The sequence below is a fragment of the Klebsiella sp. K47 genome, from assembly GCF_051858335.1.
GTDB lineage: Bacteria > Pseudomonadota > Gammaproteobacteria > Enterobacterales > Enterobacteriaceae > Klebsiella > Klebsiella pneumoniae.
The window spans coordinates 1-214 of the sequence record NZ_JBPYUI010000543.1 but is presented as its reverse complement, the minus strand read 5'-3'; the positions used below and the strand labels follow the sequence as shown (position 1 = coordinate 214).

General features: G+C 71.5%; 1 protein-coding gene. It reads right to left on the bottom strand.

Translation table 11 applies throughout. The features are described 5' to 3' along the window. On the bottom strand, nt 1–214 hold a 214-nt coding region (locus RRF55_RS29150; protein ID WP_439419471.1), incomplete at both ends, for a hypothetical protein.

The window sequence follows — 214 nt, the reverse complement described above, 5'->3', positions numbered from 1 at the left end:
CGGGGCGATCGGGTTGGAGCCGTCGGCTTCCACCGCGGCCTCGTCCAGGCCGCTGGCCCAGAAGTCGCCGAGCAGCTTCTGCACGTTGCCCTGCGGCGCGGTCATCGCGCCATCCAGCAGTTCACGCTGCTGCTGGCGTGCGCGGTCGGCCAGCTGGCCCAGTGCGGTGGTGGCACCGGTCTGCGGCACCGGATTGGCTTTCAGCCAGGTCGCA